General features: G+C 63.1%; 14 protein-coding genes. 11 read left to right on the forward strand and 3 right to left on the reverse strand.

The genetic code is table 11. The annotated features are described in order from the left end of the window. Positions 1 to 63 precede the first annotated feature (63 nt). Genes BM116_RS01710 through BM116_RS01730 form a run of 5 tightly spaced genes read left to right on the forward strand, consistent with a single transcriptional unit; the run spans position 64 to position 7,689 of the window. Complete coding sequence (locus BM116_RS01710) at positions 64 to 1,419, forward strand: TolC family protein (RefSeq protein ID WP_083727996.1); 1,356 nt, start codon at positions 64 to 66, stop codon at positions 1,417 to 1,419. Continuing rightward, positions 1,416 to 2,591 (forward strand): efflux RND transporter periplasmic adaptor subunit, encoded by a 1,176-nt coding sequence (locus BM116_RS01715; RefSeq protein WP_083727995.1) that lies wholly within the window; start codon positions 1,416 to 1,418, stop codon positions 2,589 to 2,591. Before BM116_RS01710 ends, BM116_RS01715 begins: the two co-directional genes overlap by 4 nt. Then, the gene (locus BM116_RS01720) at positions 2,584 to 5,730 is read left to right on the forward strand and encodes an efflux RND transporter permease subunit (RefSeq protein ID WP_083727994.1); all 3,147 of its coding nucleotides are present in this window, start codon (positions 2,584 to 2,586) and stop codon (positions 5,728 to 5,730) included. Before BM116_RS01715 ends, BM116_RS01720 begins: the two co-directional genes overlap by 8 nt. After that, positions 5,730 to 6,425 carry a response regulator transcription factor gene (locus tag BM116_RS01725; RefSeq protein WP_083727993.1) on the forward strand — a complete coding sequence of 232 codons (696 nt, stop codon included), beginning with the start codon at positions 5,730 to 5,732 and terminating at the stop codon, positions 6,423 to 6,425. The genes BM116_RS01720 and BM116_RS01725 overlap by 1 nt, the downstream gene beginning before the upstream one ends. Then, a complete protein-coding gene (locus tag BM116_RS01730; protein WP_083727992.1) occupies positions 6,403 to 7,689 on the forward strand; it encodes a sensor histidine kinase in 1,287 nt (428 codons plus the stop codon). Before BM116_RS01725 ends, BM116_RS01730 begins: the two co-directional genes overlap by 23 nt. Positions 7,690 to 7,693: 4 nt before the next feature. Here the strand turns inward: BM116_RS01730 and BM116_RS01735 are convergent, their stop codons facing one another. Further along, positions 7,694 to 8,356, reverse strand: a complete 663-nt coding sequence (locus BM116_RS01735; RefSeq protein ID WP_083727991.1) for a YoaK family protein — start codon at positions 8,354 to 8,356, stop codon at positions 7,694 to 7,696. 159 nt (positions 8,357 to 8,515) lie between these two features. On the opposite strand from BM116_RS01735, the gene BM116_RS01740 reads away from it, so the two are divergent. After that, on the forward strand, positions 8,516 to 9,232 hold the full coding sequence (locus tag BM116_RS01740; protein WP_083727990.1) for a YebC/PmpR family DNA-binding transcriptional regulator: 717 nt from the start codon (positions 8,516 to 8,518) through the stop codon (positions 9,230 to 9,232). Between the two features lie 16 nt (positions 9,233 to 9,248). Here BM116_RS01740 and BM116_RS01745 read toward each other — a convergent pair whose 3' ends face one another. Together BM116_RS01745 and BM116_RS01750 are read right to left on the reverse strand one after the other, a co-directional pair. Then, complete coding sequence (locus BM116_RS01745; RefSeq protein ID WP_083727989.1) at positions 9,249 to 10,325, reverse strand: mechanosensitive ion channel domain-containing protein; 1,077 nt, start codon at positions 10,323 to 10,325, stop codon at positions 9,249 to 9,251. After that, positions 10,322 to 11,101: a helix-turn-helix domain-containing protein gene (locus BM116_RS01750; protein ID WP_083727988.1), complete on the reverse strand. Its 780-nt coding sequence runs from the start codon at positions 11,099 to 11,101 to the stop codon at positions 10,322 to 10,324. The genes BM116_RS01745 and BM116_RS01750 overlap by 4 nt, the downstream gene beginning before the upstream one ends. A 194-nt stretch (positions 11,102 to 11,295) precedes the next feature. On the opposite strand from BM116_RS01750, the gene BM116_RS01755 reads away from it, so the two are divergent. The 5 genes from BM116_RS01755 (at position 11,296) to BM116_RS01775 (ending at position 14,963) form a co-directional block, all read left to right on the forward strand. Then, positions 11,296 to 11,565: a YiaA/YiaB family inner membrane protein gene (locus BM116_RS01755; protein ID WP_083727987.1), complete on the forward strand. Its 270-nt coding sequence runs from the start codon at positions 11,296 to 11,298 to the stop codon at positions 11,563 to 11,565. A gap of 5 nt (positions 11,566 to 11,570) precedes the next feature. After that, positions 11,571 to 12,269 carry a PspA/IM30 family protein gene (locus tag BM116_RS01760; protein WP_083727986.1) on the forward strand — a complete coding sequence of 233 codons (699 nt, stop codon included), beginning with the start codon at positions 11,571 to 11,573 and terminating at the stop codon, positions 12,267 to 12,269. Between the two features lie 130 nt (positions 12,270 to 12,399). Further along, positions 12,400 to 13,296, forward strand: a complete 897-nt coding sequence (locus BM116_RS01765) for an MBL fold metallo-hydrolase (RefSeq protein ID WP_083727985.1) — start codon at positions 12,400 to 12,402, stop codon at positions 13,294 to 13,296. Positions 13,297 to 13,298: 2 nt separating this feature from the next. Next, positions 13,299 to 14,114, forward strand: a complete 816-nt coding sequence (locus tag BM116_RS01770; RefSeq protein WP_083727984.1) for a LysR family transcriptional regulator — start codon at positions 13,299 to 13,301, stop codon at positions 14,112 to 14,114. 45 nt (positions 14,115 to 14,159) lie between these two features. After that, positions 14,160 to 14,963 carry a CHAD domain-containing protein gene (locus BM116_RS01775; protein WP_083727983.1) on the forward strand — a complete coding sequence of 268 codons (804 nt, stop codon included), beginning with the start codon at positions 14,160 to 14,162 and terminating at the stop codon, positions 14,961 to 14,963. Positions 14,964 to 14,982 lie beyond the last annotated feature (19 nt).

Genomic DNA, 14,982 nt, shown 5'->3' on the forward strand with positions numbered 1-14,982 from the left:
CCCGCAAGATCGCCAAGCCGCCTGATGGGCGTCTTGCCCTTGCTACACGGGAGACCTTCTGCAATGCCGCGCCCCCCGCTCTACCTGCTATTGCCTTTGGCCCTGCTGGTGCACGGTTGCGCCACGACGGGCACCAGCCCCGACTACAGCAGCCAGGCCGAGCAGCTACGCAACGAAATTACCGCCTGGCCTGCGCAAGCCGACGCTGCTGCGGTCAGCCATCTGACTCAATTGATCGACAGTGACCAACTGCACCAGCTGGTCAGTCAGGCGCTGGACAACAACCCCGGGCTGCAACAAACCTGGCTGGTACTGCGCCAACGCCAGGCCGAGCAGCGGCGCATTGCCGGTGGTCGCCTGCCCAGCGCCAGCGCCGGATTTCAAGCCTCACGCAGCGAAGACACGGACAGCAGCTATACCGGCTCGGTCAGCGTCAGCTGGGAGCTGGACCTCTGGCACCGCGTGGGCGATGAGGTCGCCGCCGCCGGCAGCGACAGCGCCCAGCAGCAGGCGCTGTACCAGTCGGCCAGAGATACCCTCAGCGCGGAGGTGATGCAGGGCTGGCTTGGTCTTATCGCCCAGCAGCGCGCGCTGGAGATTGAACAACGCCGCCTGGCGACCCTGGAGCAAAACGAGGCACTGGTTCTGCAGCGTTACCGTGCCGGACTTGGCAGCCTGAACGATCTGGACAGCGCCCGCAGCGCCAGTGCCAGCAGCCGAGCCACCCTGGCTGCCGACACGCAAACCCTGGCGCAACAGCAGCGCGCGCTGCAGGTGCTGGTGGGCAGCAGCCAACCACTGGCGCTGCAGATGCCAGCCGATTACCCCGGCGTCATCACGCCACTGGCCGAGCTGCCAACGCAAACCCTTGAGCGCCGTCCCGACCTGCGCGCGGCCTGGCTCGCCATAGAAGCCGAGAGCCTGCGCACCCGCGCCGCCTACAAGGACATGCTGCCGAGCATCAGCCTGCAAGCGGCCTTGCAGGACATCGCCGAGAACCCTGCCCAGGCCCTGCTCACAGACCCACTGTGGAGCCTCTTGGGTGAGCTGAGCGCGCCGCTGTATCAGGGCGGCGCCCTGCGCGCGACTGCCGATATTGCCGAGCTAACCGCCGCCGAACGCTGGCAAGCCTACCGCGAAACGCTGCTGGGCGCCGTCAATGAGGTAAGCGACGCCCTTGGCCAAGAACAGGCCCTGGACCAGCAGCAAGCCCATATCACCGAGGCGCTGGCGCGCCAGCGCAACAGCCTGACGCAATACCAACGCCGCTATCGCACTGGCGGCGCCACCCTGCTGGAACTGCTGGAGGTGCAGCAGCAGACCTACGACCTGGAAGCCCAGCTCGACACCCTTATCTACAACCGCCTGACCAACCGCATCACGCTGGGGTTGGCGCTGGGCCTGGGAGCACCCGAATGAGCAAATACCCTTCCCGCCGCTGGGTCATTGCCGGCAGCCTGCTGGTCGTGGTTCTGATCCTGATCTACAACCACCTGCGCAGCGCCGACTTTGCAGCCCAGCGCACAGCGCCTATCAGCGCCGAAGCGAGCCTGGTCCCGGATGTTGCCGTGGTCTACCGCAGCCCCGCGCGCTATCAGGCCAGCGTCAGCGGCTTTGGCGCAGCCAATTCGCGCTTTTCTCTGACCCTGAGCAGCGAGGTCGCCGGCCGAGTTACCCACCTGAGCGAGCACTTTGCCACTGGCAACGCGGTGACCGCCGGCCAGTTGCTGGCCGAGCTGGAAGACGCCAGCTACCAGGCTGCCGTTGCCAGCGCGGAACAAACCTTGGCCAGCGCCGAGGTCGACTACCTCGAAGAACAGCGCGAGGGCGCGCAGGCATTGGCCGAGTGGCGCTCGTCCGGGCTGGACGGCGACCCTGACTCCGAACTGGTGTTGCGCAAACCGCAGCTGGCCGCCGCCGCCGCAGCGGTGCGGCAGGCCCGTACCGCGTTGGCCAGCGCGCGCCATGATCTGCAGCAGACCCAGATTCGTGCGCCCTTCGACGCCATCATCACCAGCCGCGCCATTGCTCCGGGTAGCTACCTGCAAGGCGGCGGCGAGGTGGCCGAGCTGCTGGGCAGTGACCGCGTGGAAGTGAGTGTCGCACTGTCAGCCCGCGACTGGGCAAGCCTGCCGGATGAGCAGCAGCTGACCGACGGCAGCTGGACGGCAACCCTGCTCAATGCCGAAGACAACCAGCAATGGCAAGGTGTAGTCGTACGTACAGAGCACCATCTGGATGACACCACTCGCCAGCGCGCGCTGGTCGTTGCGCTCGACCAACCGCTGTCGCAAAACCCCGCCCTGCTGCCCGGCACCTTCGTGCAGGTAAGCATTCCCGGACGCGAGCTGGACGGACTCTGGAAGCTGCCCAGCTCGGCGCTCAGCCAACGCGGTTATCTCTGGTACGTAACGGCCGACAAAACCCTGGCCAGCGTCGCTGCAGAGCCGGTGTTCAGCGACGCACAAGCCATCTACATAGAGGCCCCAGAGGCGCTGGCCAACGCGCCGCAAGCGATTCTGACGCACCCGCTCAGCAGCTACCTGGACGGCATGCAAGTGAACCCGGTGGAGGACACCAGCGATGAGTGAGCCCGTGCAAAAAGGCAGCGTCATCAGCTGGTTTGCGGCCAACCCGGTCGCCGCTAACCTGCTGATGCTGCTGGTGATCCTGCTTGGCGTAAGCACCGTCAGCTCCCTGCGCAAGGAAGCCTTCCCGGCGATGGAGCCAGACAGCATCAGCATTTCGGTCAGTTACGACAGCGGCTCGGCCAGCCAGTCCGAAGAAGGCCTAACGATCAAGATCGAGGACGCGCTGGAGGACGTGATCGGTATCAAGACGCTGACCAGCACCTCTACCGGCAGCGGTACCACCGTTACGGTGCAGAAACAGTCGGACTACAACCTCGACATCCTGCTGCGCGACGTCAAAGCGAAGGTGGACGCGATCTCCAACTTCCCGGCCGACGCCGACAAACCGGTCATCGAAAAAGCGCAACGCGAGTCCGACGCCATTCGCCTGCAACTGTATGGCGATACCGATCGCTACAGCCTGCAGAGCCTGGCCGAGAGCCTGCGTTCTGAACTGCTTGCCAATGCCAGCATCAGCCAGGTCAACTTCGCCGGCTGGCTGGACCCGATGATGGCCATCGAGATCGACGAAGCGCGCCTCCAGGCCTACGGCCTGACGCTGTCCGACGTGCAACAGGCGATCAACGCCAACTCCTCCAGCACCGCAACCGCGGTACTGCGCAATGACCGCATGTACCTGCAGCTCAAAGCATCCCAGCAGGCTTATCTGAAAGAGGACTTCGCCGCCCTGCCGCTGATTTCCAGTAGCGATGGTCGCCATCTGCAATTGGGCGACGTGGCACAGATTCGCGATACCTACGATGACACCAGTGCCTCGCTATCGCGTTTCGCCGGGCATGACAGCATTGGCCTGCAGGTCATCAGCACCGGCCAGGATGACATCATCAACACCGTCAGCGCGACCCGCGAGATCGTCGCCCAGTGGCATGCCGACGGCAAGCTGCCGCAAGGTGTGGAGCTGGCCGCCTGGCAAGACAGCAGCCAGAACATCACCGACCGCCTCAAACTGCTGGTCAGCAACGCCGGTATGGGTGTGTTGCTGGTGTTTGTTCTGCTTGCGCTGTTTCTCAACGTGCGCGTTGCATTCTGGGTCGCCATGGGGCTGCCGTTCATCTTCTTCGGCACCTTGTTCTTCATGGGTGAGGGTTTTGCCGGCCTGTCCCTCAACGAGTTCACCACCTTCGGCTTTATCATGGCCTTGGGTATTGTCGTGGATGACGCGGTGGTGGTTGGCGAAAGCGTTTATGCCGTGCGCCAGGCCGAGGGCGACACCCTCGCCAACACCATCAAGGGCACCATGCGGGTAGCCGTACCAACCCTCTTTGGCGTGTTTACCACCGTCGCAGCCTTCTACGCGCTGTCGCAGATCAGCGGCGGGCTGGGTCAGCTGTATGCCCAGTTTGCCACTGTGGTGACCATTTGCCTGGTGCTGTCGATCATCGAGTCAAAACTGATTCTGCCCGCCCACCTGGCGCACCTGAAGACCCACAAAAGCCAATCCAGCAACCGCTTTGCGCGAGCATGGCAGCGGCTGCAGCACGGCTGCGACACTGGCCTGAATCTGCTCAATGACCGCCTCTATCGCCCACTTATCGACCTTGCCCTGACGCACCGCTACGCCGTAGTCGTGCTGTTCATTGGATTGTTCATGCTGGTTATCGCCATGCCGTTTAACGGCACGGTACGCATGAGCTTCTTCCCCGAGGTGCCGGGTGACAGCGTGCGCGCCAGCATCACCATGCTCAACGATGCCAGCTACGGACAAACCCACTCGGCGCTCACGCAGCTGGAGACGCAGGCGCGCGCGGCCGATCGCATTCTGCTGGACGATCAAACCCTAGCAAGCGGCATAGCCAACCTGCAGCTGCTGTCAGAGGCCGACCAGAGCGGTGAGGTAACCGTTGAGCTGCGCGATGACGCGCCTTATGACATCAACACGTTCACCCGCACCTGGCGCCCGCTGTCGGGCAGCCCCGAGGGTGTCCGCACCCTGAGCGTGCAAAGCCGGCAGGGCTCGATTGATGCGCTGCGTATTGAGCTGCGCGCCAACGACGATGAGCTGCTCACCCAGGCCGGCAATCAGCTCAAGACCAGCCTGCAGGGCATCGCGGCCGTTAGCGGTATCAGCGACAACCTGACACCGGGCCAGCCGCAACTGCAACTGCGCCTGACTCAGCAGGGCCGTGCGCTTGGCATGACCACCGACGACCTGGCCTCCCAGCTCTACCAGGCTTTCAGCGGACAGGTTGTGCAACGCTTTCAGCGCAACAGCGACGAGATAGAGGTTAAGGTTCGCTACCCCGAACAGGATCGACAGAACCCCGCGAACGTACTCGCAGCCCGCATCCGCACGCCGGACGGCGCAGTGATACCGCTGTCCAGCGTGGCTAGCGTTACCTATGGTTTTACCCGCGACAGCATCACCCGTATTGACGGCAAGCGCGCGGTGTACCTGTCAGCCGACGTGGACAAGGAGGCGCTTTCAGCCAGCGAGCTGGTTGCGCGTTTGCAGGCCAGCGTGGTGCCGCAGCTGGAACGCCAGTATCCGGGGCTGGACATTCAATTTGCCGGCGAAGCACAGGAGCAGGCTGAAACCCAGACATCCATGGAGCAGATGTTTCTGTTTGCGATGCTGGTCATCTACATGCTGCTGGCGATCCCGCTACGCTCCTACATTCAGCCGCTGCTGATCATGACCGCGATTCCGTTTGGCATCGTTGGCGCCATCCTCGGCCACTGGTTCAACGACCTCTCGCTTGGCATCCTCTCGCTCAACGGTATTATTGCCCTGAGCGGTGTTGTGGTGAACGACAGCCTGCTACTGGTTGCCCGCTACAACGATCTGAAAAGTGAGGCGTCATCACTGCCGGCCGCCATCAGCGAGGCATGCCGCAGTCGTCTGCGCGCCGTGCTGCTGACCTCGGCCACCACCTTTGCCGGGCTGGTGCCGCTGCTGGGAGAAACCTCCATGCAGGCACAATTTCTGATTCCTGCGGCGGTCTCATTGGCCTACGGTATTCTGTTCGCCACCCTGATCACCCTGGTGCTGATTCCAACCCTGTTGCTGATTCAGGAAGATGCCGCCACCTGGCTGCGCCAACGGCTGGCGCGCGCAGCCCAGACGCAGGAGACGCACTGATGAAGCTGGACATGCTGCTGATCGAGGATGACCAGGACCTGGCCGCCACCGTGATCCAGTTTCTAAACATGGAAGGCATTCGCTGTGACCACGCAGGCAACGGTCTGCAGGGCCTGACACTGGCCAGCCAGCACCGCTATGACGTGATTTTGCTTGACCTCAACCTGCCGCGACTCGATGGCATCAGCCTGTGCCAACGCCTGCGTCAGGCCGGAAACGACACGCCGGTGCTGATGCTGACTGCGCGCGACCAGCTGGCAGACAAGCTTGAGGGCTTTTCCGCCGGCACCGACGACTTTCTGGTCAAACCCTTTGAGCTGCAGGAGCTGCTGGTGCGGGTTCAGGCCCTGGCCCGCCGGCGCAGCGGCCAGGTCAGGTTGCTGCACTACGCTGATCTGAGCATGGACATCGATCGCCGCCAGGTCAGCCGCGCCGGCCACACTCTGAAACTGTCGCCAACCGGCTGGCGCCTACTGGAAACCCTGTTGCGCCAAGCCCCTGCCGTGGTCTCGCGGCAGGCACTGGAGGAGGCTGTATGGGGCGATGAACTCCCTGACAGCAACAGCCTCAAAGTGCATATGTTTCACCTGCGCAAAGCAGTCGACGGCGGCTTTGCGGTCAGTCTACTGCGCACCGTGCCCGGCCACGGCTTTGCCCTGAACGAAGGTGGCGATGAAAAACCGACTCAGCCTTAAATGGTTTCTGGCACTGGCCTTTGTCAGCTTTGGCATCATGCTGGTGATTGGCTACACCCTGTTGTCAGCCAACTATTTCATCAACGGTATGGACACCGTCATGGCGCGCAATCTGGAGCAGGCTGCCGACCAGTATCTGCAGGCGCCCCAGACACCAGCCCGCCCGGACTACCCGGTTACCCGCGACTGGAACGACCAGCCGGCGCTGATCCGTGAGATTTTCGGCGCAGCGCCAGAACAGGCTGGCGTGATGTACAAGGAGCTTGAGCGCAGCGGTCTGGGCCGCCCCAAAGCGGTGTACTTCGCAATGCGTTTTCACACCCCTGGCGGCGATCATTTTGTCAGTCACAAGATCAGCCCCAGCGATCGCCCTACGGTAGTTACCAGCCGGCCCGACAACAGCCTGCGCACCCTGCTGAGCATCAGTGCGGGTGCTGCGCTACTACTGGTACTGCTCAGCTGGCTGCTGATGCGGCGCGTGGCTCGGCCGGTGGGCGCCCTGGGCGACTGGGCCCGCGGCCTGAACGAGCAAAACCTGTCCCAGCCCGCACCCGACTTCAGCTATCCGGAACTCAACGAATTCGCCAGCCTGGTACGCAGCAGCCTGTCCTCGGTGCAGCAGAGCCTGGCGCGCGAGCAGCGCTTTGTGCGCTTCACCAGCCATGAGTTGCGCACGCCCATCAGCGTCATCCGCGCCAACGTTGAGCTACTGGAGCGGCTGTGTGCCCAGTCACGCATCGACCCGGCAATGGAGCAGCAGGCGCTCGACCGCATCAATCGCGCCAGTCTGACCATGCAACACCTGACCGAGACCCTACTCTGGCTCGGCCGTGAGGATGTGCAGCAGTTACCGGTCAAGCGCATCGCGCTGGATGCGCTGGTGCAGGAGCTGGTTGAGCAGATGCGTTACCTGCTCAACGGGCGGGCCGTCACGCTGAAGGTACAAACCAGCCCCTACACCCTGGAGCTGCCCGAGGCGGCGGCGCGTATTGTGCTCGGCAACCTGATTCGCAACGCCTTTCAACATACCGATGAAGGACGGGTACTGGTGGTGCAGAAATTCAACGGCATTCGCATCAGCAACACCCGCGCACCGGCAGGCAGCAGCGATGAAGACCTTGGCTTTGGACTGGGCCTGCAGCTGACTGAGCAGCTCAGCGCACGCCTTGGCTGGCGTTACAGCAACCAGTTTGCAGGCGACGAGCGTCTGGCCGAGCTATGGATCGGGACACCAACCGACGCTGACGACCACCGCCAGATCTGACTCGTTACACGCCCTGACGTCGCAGCCACAACTGATACAACCCGGCCAGCGCCAAGGCCATGCACGCAGGCAGCAACAGTGCCTGAAACTGCCAACGGGCAAAGCCAAGCGCCCCCAGGGTGCCGCCCAGAATAAAGCCGCTGATCAGCAACAGAAACAGCCTGGCTTTGCGCCGATCCAGGGGCACTCCTCGCAGGCGAGCTCCCAGCATTACGCCCAAGTCCGTAAAGATGCCCGAAACGTGGGTGGTACGGATGATCGCACCGCTGTAGGTGGTCACCATCGCGTTCTGCAGCCCGCAGGCCGCGGACGCAAGGTAGTGCCCACTCAGGCTGGCAGCCTGCAATGCCAGCATGGCAAGCACCAGCAACAACGCCTCCAACACCAGCGCCACCCCATAGCGCCGGCCCGGCTGCAAGGCGCTGCTACCGATAAACAGACCGCTGAAGGCAGCCCCGGCGACAAAGCTCAGCAGCACCAGCAGCAGGTGCAGCAGCTCGGCTGCCGGCAACTGCGTCAGCCCGGCGCCCAGCAGGGTCGAGGTACCGGTCAGGTGTGAAACCGCCTGATGGCTAAAGCCCAACAGGCCCACCGCATTAACCACACCGGCCATCAGCGCAAGGCTGAATGCGCCGGCCTCAACCCAGGATGGCAGTCTGGAAATCACGCGCTGGCTCCCCCGGTAAAAAGCCTCATCATACGCCGACGGCAAGCCCCCTGTCCGGCGGCCGTACGTTCGTCAGCCTTACCGGCCTCAGGCGTGGATATCCGCCGCCAAGTGCGGGTAGAATCGCTGTTTTTCGACATATCGACAGGACACTCGCAGATGGGTCGCGCTTATCAAAACCGCAAGGAATCCATGGCCAAAACGGCCGACGCCAAAACCAAGCTGTACAGCAAGTACGCGCGGGAGATCTACGTCACCGCCAAGTCCGGTGGTTTTGATCCCGATGGTAACCTGGCCCTGCGCGGCCTGATTGACCGTGCCAAGAAAGACCAGGTACCCGGCCACGTGATCGACAAGGCCATCGACAAGGCCAAGGGCGGTGGCGGTGAGGATTTCTCCAAGGCGCGTTACGAAGGCTTTGGCCCCGGCAACTGCATGGTCATCGTTGACTGCCTGACCGATAACCCGAACCGCACCTTCGCCGACGTGCGCAACTGCTTCACCAAAACCAAGAGCAAGATCGGCACCGAGGGCAGCGTCAGCCACATGTTCGATCACTGCGCCATTCTGGCGTTCAAGGGTGAAGACGAAGAAGCCACGTTGGAAGCGCTGATGATGGCCGATGTCGACGTGACCGACATCGAGAACGAAGACGGCCTGATCACCGTATTTGCCCCGCACACCGAGTACTTCAAGGCCAAGCAGGCGTTGATTGATACCTTTGGCGAGGTGGATTTTGAAGCCGACCTGATCCAGTTTGTACCGCAAACCACCACCGAGATCAGCGGTGATGATGTGGCCATGTTCGAGAAGTTCACCGACATGCTGAACGACCTCGACGACGTGCAGAACATCTTCCACAACGCCGAGTTCTGATCTGCGCGGGCGCTCCTCAGGAGCGCCCTGCCTGCCCTGCCCCAGCCGCTTCGCCACCCGACTCCGTCATCGCATCGAGCTCCCGCCGCTGCTCGCGCATACGCTCCAACTGCGCTTTGATAGCCGCCTTGCGTTCAGCATCAGCGCCTTTGGCCTCCTCTTCCAGCGCTCGCGCCTGCTCAGACAGCTGCGCCTTGCGCTCGGCCAGTTGCTGCGCCAGCTCGGCCTTGTCGAACAGCACAGCTTCGGCCTCAGCGGCCTGCGCGCGGCGCTGACGATACCCGCCACCCGCCGGAATAAATACCTGCTCAGCAGGCACCGGGCGTTGATTCATGATGGTGGGCGACATGATCTCGATACCGGCGCCGTGCAAGCCGTCGAGAATCGCCTTGTACAAGGTTGAGCGCGCCGTAATCAGGCCGCGCGCTTCGGGCAACACCCCGGATACGCGGTAGCTGATGGCAAAGTTGCCCAACTCCAGCAATTGCACAAAGGCATCCTGCAGGCCACTGGCCTTGGCTGCGGCAAGCAGCAGCGGCTCGATATCGGCGTGATGAGCGTCGTAACCCAGCGACAGCTCTGCCGACACCAGCGCCCCGTCGCTGCGCAGGGTGGCAATAGGGCGACTGGTCAGATAGCTGTTGGGCAGGGCAATCAGCTCGCCGCTTTCAGACTGGATCTCGGTATCAAACAGCCCCCGCTCGGCCACCCGCCCAAAGTGCTCACCCACGGAGATAAAGTCGCCCAGCACAAAGGGCCGGGTCATGCGCATCAGCACACCCGCTGCCAGGTTGGCGAAGATATTGGAAGACGAGAAGGCAAAGACACCAGAGATCAACAACCCCAGTAGCGCGATAATCTGATTGCGTGCGCCCTCGCTGACCGGCAAGGCCAGAATCACGGCAACCAGGCCAATCAGGGTCAGCGCCAGCATGATCAACTGGCGTGAAAACAGCCGCTCGTTGCCCAGGTCGCGATTGCGCCGAATCAACAAAAAATGCGCCAGCGCCAGCACCAGCGTCACCAGCCCGAGCGTCAGCAGCAGCGGAATGGACGCCAGGGCCGCTGCCGCAATATCAGTCAGCAGGTTCATCCCACCTCTCCCGTTAGTTTGTGTCCAGGGTAGTACTTGGCCGCTTCAGGGCGGCGCAGCTGCTGAAACGCTGCCACCTCCCAGGGCCGAATGGCAAGGATCATACTGACGCCAAAGCGCTGCTCCAGCGGCAATACCAGATCCTCCTGATGACTGTGGCGAAATGCCTGGGCCAGGCGCTGCAACTTCTGATGCATCTGCTCGGTAGACTGCGGCGAGAGCATGCCGCTGAGAAACAGGCGCAGTTCACCCGGCAAGTTGAAATGGCATTGAAAGAAATCGGCCTGCACCTGCTGCTCGAAAAAGCGCTGAATCGGCCCATGCTGCTGCCAGCGAAAGTCATGGCTGATCAGCGGTTTGATGCGGTTGCCCGGCAGCAGCTCGATCAGCCCCATGCGATCCAGCCGCGCCAGCCGCCCGACCGCTTCCACCTCACTGAGCTGATAGGTCTCCAGTATCTGCGCCAGGCTCCAGCGGTTCAGTGCGCAGATTGCCACCAGCAACAGCCGGTCATCGCCCACCAGCTCCTGCTCCTGCTCAGCGGTCAGGGCGTCGATGCGCTGGGCCTGGTCCAGCCGCCGCACCAGGTCGCTGATCTCCAACCCCAGCAATGAGCAGATTTGATCCAGCCGCTGCAGCGAAAACTGCCGCTCGGAGAACAGCCGCTTAACACTCGCCTCCGACAAGTCCAGCGCCTCGGCGACCTGAAGATAGGTGATGCCCTGCTCCTTCAATGCGTTTTTGAGCGCCGAAACAATCGCAGCGGTCTGCGCCATATGACAATACCTTTACCGAAAACGACCGCCAATGCGACGGCTTCCAACCCCAGAAAGTATCGCCATGTAATACCTTAAGCCACCTTCCGCGCAACCTTTTCGGTAACGCTGGCGCCGCCAATCAGGCCAGTGCACAGTCCGCTCCAGACGCAGCCACACCCTGTGCGACTGCCACTCACGCTGGAGGCAACACCATGGATAACGAGATCAACAGCAACTCCTCAGGCTGGATTTTCTTCGTCAAGGCATCTTTTGCAATTGCCCTGCTGGCGACCGGCGCGGGCGTCATCTTCTCGCCCACCGACCTGCTGGTCAAAGGCTACATGTCGGTTTGTGCGCTGTTTCTGGTCAGCACCACCATCACCCTGTCAAAAACCATGCGGGACGAACACGAAGGAAAGCGCATCCATAACCGTCTGTCTGAAGCCCGCGCCCAGCAACTGCTGAAAGAATATACGGAGTAACCGCCATGACACTCTGGAGAAAGGTAGGCACCCTGTTCCGCGCCAGCGCGCAAGAACCGCTTGAGCAACTGGTCGACGCCAACGCCCTGCGCATCATGGAGCAGGAACTGCGCGACACCGAAAACGCCATGCTGCTGGCCAAGCGTGAGCTGGCCGGCCTGATGGCGACCATCAAGCAGCTGCAGCGCAGCAACCAGCAGCTCAGCGACGAGTTACATCAGCGAGAAGAACAGGCTCGCCAGGCGCTGGAGCGCGACGAGTCCGGGCTGGCTTACGAACTGGCCGAATGGATCGCCGCGCAGGAGAACGAGCTACAGCAGCAACGCCAACACGCCGCGCAGTTGGAGCGCCAGGAGGCAACGCTGCGTGAGCAACTGCGCCGCGCCGCAGCGCTGCACCAGCAATACCGCCGCGAGCTGCAACTGGCCCGCGCCAACCGCAGCGCCGAGCGCCTGATGGGCAATCTGGGCCACCAGACCCGCGGTCTGCAGGCGCACATGGGCGACCTGGCCAGCTCACTGGAGCGCATTCGCCAGCGCCAGGACAACGCCAGCGACGTTGGCGCCGCCCTGCAGCAGCTGCAGGATGAAGACGACGGCAGCGCCCTGGATCAACGCCTGCAACGTGCCGGCATCGCTACCGGCAAAACCGACGCCAACAGCGTGCTGGCCCGCCTGCGCGGCAACAGCAGCGCCGAGGCTTGAGCAACCCAGCCGGGGGCGGCCACAGCCGCCCCCTTCCATAACTTTTTTATCACACAGCCAACAATAAAGAATATTTAATCTATTCTTCAGCGGATGCCACAGTGGGCCCTCACCCAATCGGAGCCATCCCATGAAGCCCCTTGCCCTGTTTGCCGCCCCCCTGCTACTCGCCTGCAGCAGCCTGTTAAGCGCCGCACCGGCCGTCGACCAGCTGCGTCTGTCCGTGATCCCAACCGCCAGCTCCAGCGGCGCCGCCGAGGCCATGGTGGTCAGCGGGGGGCGCTGGGGTACGCAGCGTCATCTGCTGCATGCGGCGGTACTGATAGAACATCCGCAGGGGCGCTTTCTGTTCGACACCGGCCTGGGTCATGAGACCGCCGAGGCCTTCGCCCGCAACAACTGGCTCAACCGCACACTGCTTGCCTACGAGAACCTGAACCCCGCGCGTGATCAGCTGGAAGCAGCGGGCTATCAGGCCAGCGATATCGATTTCATCCTCCCCAGCCACCTGCACTGGGATCACCTGGGCGGCCTGCCGGACTTTCCCGGCTTGCCGGTACTGATCCTGCCCGGCGCACTGGAGGAAGCCAAAACCCATGGCGAGCCGCCCGCCTTTCTCGCCGAACAGCTGGAAGGCGAACGCGAGTGGCGGCAGATAGAACTCGACAACGCGTCCTATAACGGCTTCGATCGTAGTCTCGACCTGTTCGCTGACGGCACGCTGGTGCTGGTTGATCTGAGCGGCCACACCGCCGGGCAAGTCGGCATGTTCGTCAACCTGCCCTCCGGTAAGCGCCTGTTCCTGATTGGCGATACCAGCTGGACCGAGCGCGGCGTTGAGCAGAACAAACCGCGCCCGGTGTTCGTGCAGTGGATATCCCATGTCGACAGCGACCGTGAGCGCAACAGTGAACAACTCAAGCGTATCCACGAGCTGCACCAGCGAGACCCGGACCTGCTGATCGTGCCCGCGCACGATGAAGTGGTGGCCGCAGGTCTGGCGCATTTCCCCCACTTTGAGGAGTAACCATGGACCTGCGCAGCCTGCGCTACTTCTGCGCCGCCGCTGAAGCCGGCAGCCTGACCGCAGCCGCCGAACGCTGCCACGTCGCCCAGCCGTCCATCTCCAACGCCGTTGCCCAACTGGAGCAGGAGTTTGCCCTGCGCCTGTTCGGTCGCAGCAAGAAGGGCGTCACTCTGACGCCCGAGGGCGAAGCCTTCTACCAGGAAGCAGCGCGCCTGCTCGGTAGCGCCGGCGAGATGGAACAACGCTTCAAGCGCGTGGAGCGCCCAAGGCTGCCGGTCGGCATCGACTCCAGCCTAGCCAGCCGCGACAGCGGCTACCTGCTGCAGCTGACCGCAGGCAGACTGCAGGACTATCGCCTGCATGTGCGCACCCAGCCCACGCAAACGGCGGACCTGTGGCTGCTGAGTGAACGGCAGGTGCCGGACGGCTATCACTTTATCGCGCTGCTGGAACAGGAATACCGCCTGCTGCTGCCGCGCGGCTGGTCGCTCAACCAGCCCCTTGAGCTGGAGCAGGCCATCCGCTATCCGTGGATCGACCGGCTCGACTGCGAGCTGCGCGCGGCCTTTCTGGAGCGCCTGCCCGACCTCGCCGAGCACGCCAGTATTCAGGTGGATACCGAAGACCTAGCCCTGAGTCTGGTGCAGCACCGGCAGGGGGCAACCGTCATGGCCGTCAGCGACGACATCGACCTGCTGAGCCCGACCGTTGATAGCCACTCCCTGAAGGGCCTGGTGCCGGAAACGCTGCGCCATCGCCACCTGGGCCTCGCCTGCCGGGCCGAACTCAAGGACAGCGTCATGGCGGCATTTGGCTGAGCCCGGGCTCTTCCCGCGCCGCAGTGGCTGTCCTACACTCGGCTGATGACACTAAAACCCGACGCTGATCCGCTGTATCTGGCCGCCCGCCAACGCGTGCGCCTTGCCCTGCTGCCGGTTGTCAGCGGCAGCCCGCTCGATGCCGACACCATCCACCAACTGCGCGTGTGCTGCAAACGGCTGCGCGCCCTGCTGCAGCTCTATCGGCCGTACACTGGCCATCAACGCCTGCGTCAGCTGGATCAGCAGATTAGACTGATCGCCAAATCACTGGCCGGGCGCCGCGACCTGCATGTGCAACAGCAGTTGATCAGCCAGCTGGCCCGGGACCTCGAACGCCCGCTCAGCCCGGCGCTGAACAGCCAGCTGCTGCAATCATCAGGCAACCACAGCCTCGTCGCTGCCGACAACGAGCGCATCATCGCCGCCTTTGCGGCTATCCTGAGCGACTGGCCCCACTGCGACAGCGGCAGGCGCGACGCCTGGGCAGCCGGGCTGGCACGCACCCGTAAACGCGCACGCTCGCTGGCGCGCCGCGCCTGCAATAGTGACCAGGACGCGCTCTTTCACCGTTGCCGCAAATGGACCAAGTACTACCTCTACCAGCTGGAGCAGTTGCACGACAGCAGACTGCCCGCGAGCAGCGAGATGCAGACGCTGGCCCGGCTGGGCGAACAGCTGGGCCAGCTGCAGGACTTGTGCAACCTGGAGGCGCAGTTGCAAACACTGGCACCGGACCAGGAGAGCGAGGCGCTTGCCGAGCGGCTGGAAAAACGCAAAGGTCACTGCAAGCGGCGTATCATACGCTTGTTCATCAAGGTCTACGGCAGACGCCACCTGGACGTCTGACAGCACAACAAGGGAATTG

This window comes from Halopseudomonas pachastrellae (assembly GCF_900114765.1).
In the GTDB taxonomy this organism is placed as follows: Bacteria; Pseudomonadota; Gammaproteobacteria; order Pseudomonadales; family Pseudomonadaceae; genus Halopseudomonas; species Halopseudomonas pachastrellae.

What these genes read in the sequence shown, in the direction of transcription:
- BM116_RS01710 (WP_083727996.1), top strand. Translation starts at nt 64, where the DNA reads ATGCCGCGCCCCCCGCTCTACCTGCTATTGCCTTTGGCCCTGCTGGTG.
- BM116_RS01715 (WP_083727995.1), top strand. Translation starts at nt 1,416, where the DNA reads ATGAGCAAATACCCTTCCCGCCGCTGGGTCATTGCCGGCAGCCTGCTG.
- BM116_RS01720 (WP_083727994.1), top strand. Translation starts at nt 2,584, where the DNA reads ATGAGTGAGCCCGTGCAAAAAGGCAGCGTCATCAGCTGGTTTGCGGCC.
- BM116_RS01725 (WP_083727993.1), top strand. Translation starts at nt 5,730, where the DNA reads ATGAAGCTGGACATGCTGCTGATCGAGGATGACCAGGACCTGGCCGCC.
- BM116_RS01730 (WP_083727992.1), top strand. Translation starts at nt 6,403, where the DNA reads ATGAAAAACCGACTCAGCCTTAAATGGTTTCTGGCACTGGCCTTTGTC.
- BM116_RS01740 (WP_083727990.1), top strand. Translation starts at nt 8,516, where the DNA reads ATGGGTCGCGCTTATCAAAACCGCAAGGAATCCATGGCCAAAACGGCC.
- BM116_RS01745 (WP_083727989.1), bottom strand. Translation starts at nt 10,325, where the DNA reads ATGAACCTGCTGACTGATATTGCGGCAGCGGCCCTGGCGTCCATTCCG.
- BM116_RS01750 (WP_083727988.1), bottom strand. Translation starts at nt 11,101, where the DNA reads ATGGCGCAGACCGCTGCGATTGTTTCGGCGCTCAAAAACGCATTGAAG.
- BM116_RS01755 (WP_083727987.1), top strand. Translation starts at nt 11,296, where the DNA reads ATGGATAACGAGATCAACAGCAACTCCTCAGGCTGGATTTTCTTCGTC.
- BM116_RS01760 (WP_083727986.1), top strand. Translation starts at nt 11,571, where the DNA reads ATGACACTCTGGAGAAAGGTAGGCACCCTGTTCCGCGCCAGCGCGCAA.
- BM116_RS01765 (WP_083727985.1), top strand. Translation starts at nt 12,400, where the DNA reads ATGAAGCCCCTTGCCCTGTTTGCCGCCCCCCTGCTACTCGCCTGCAGC.
- BM116_RS01770 (WP_083727984.1), top strand. Translation starts at nt 13,299, where the DNA reads ATGGACCTGCGCAGCCTGCGCTACTTCTGCGCCGCCGCTGAAGCCGGC.
- BM116_RS01775 (WP_083727983.1), top strand. Translation starts at nt 14,160, where the DNA reads ATGACACTAAAACCCGACGCTGATCCGCTGTATCTGGCCGCCCGCCAA.